The 1,262-nt window shown below is 64.9% G+C and carries 1 protein-coding gene; it reads left to right on the forward strand.

Annotated features, from left to right (window positions below):
• Positions 1-1,154 (forward strand): acyl-CoA dehydrogenase family protein (locus tag EOA24_RS38395; protein WP_245501967.1); only part of this gene is annotated, 1,154 nt, incomplete at its 5' end.
• Between the last annotated feature and the right edge of the window lie 108 nt (positions 1,155-1,262).

The following is a 1,262-nucleotide window of genomic DNA, read 5'->3' on the forward strand; positions in this document are numbered from 1 at the left end:
GACCCAGACTGGACAGCAGCCCGCCCGACCCGGTCGAAACAGCCGCCGACCTTGCCAGGGTTTTCGCGGATAAGGCTTCTGTGATCGACGAGAGCACCGCCTTTCCTCGCGAGAATTTCCGGCTCCTTCACGAGGCGGGCCTACTTGCACTGACCGCTCCGATCGAGCTTGGCGGCCAGGGCGCCGGGCTGGCGACAACGTCAGAGGTCATCCGCATGATCGCGCGCGGCGAACCCTCGACGGCGCTGATCCTGATCATGCAGTACATCAATCTCGCGACCCTGCCGAAGGGACGCTGGCCGCAGCACCTGGTGCGCCGGGTCGTTGCCGATGCGGAAGAGAAGGGCGCGCTTATCAACGCGCTACGCGTCGAGCCAGAGCTTGGAACGCCGATCCGCGGCGGTCTGCCGGCGACGACGGCGCGCCGGACGGCCGGCGGCTGGTCAATCAGCGGCCGCAAGATTTATTCCACTGGGATCGAGGGCCTGACCTGGGCGATCGTCTGGGCAAAAACGGACGATATCGAGCCCCGCGTTGGCGCTTTCTTGGTTCCGGCCGATGCGCCGGGTCTCCGCGTCGAGCGGACCTGGAACCCGCTCGGCATGCGAGCCACCGGTAGCCACGACGCCCTGCTCGACGATGTCGAGGTGCCGCTCGACCATGCCGCCGACATTCGCCTGCCGTTGGAATGGGACGCCCGCGGCGAGGGCCAGGCGGCATGGTTCGGCACGCTGCCGGGCGCGCTCTACACTGGCGTCGCCGAGGCGGCGCGCAACTGGCTGGTCGGCTTCCTCAAGACGCGCGCCCCGACTAATCTCGGCACACCGCTGGCCACCGTACCCCGCATCCAGCAGGCGGTGGGAGAGATCGAGGAACTGATCGCTGTCAATCGCCGGCTGATTTTGTCGGCAGCCCGAGATTACGACGAGGGGCGTCCATTCAGCCAATCGGAGGCCGGCCTGATCAAGGTCGTCACCACGGAAAACGCAATCGCCGCCGTGGAGAAGGCGCTGAAGCTCACCGGCAATCATGGGGTATCGCGCAACAATCCGCTGGAGCGGCATCATCGCGATGTGCTGTGCGGCCGCATCCATTCCCCCCAGGAAGACACGGTGCGCATTGGTGCCGGCCGGGTCGCGCTGGGTTTCACATAAAAAGGAGAAGATTATGCCTATTGAATTCATTGGATATATCGGCAACCACAACGCCTCGGAGACGATTAAGCGCTCCGGCTCGATCATTGACCGCAATCATATCGCGGC

This window comes from Mesorhizobium sp. M2A.F.Ca.ET.039.01.1.1, assembly GCF_003998035.1.
Lineage (GTDB): Bacteria > Pseudomonadota > Alphaproteobacteria > Rhizobiales > Rhizobiaceae > Mesorhizobium.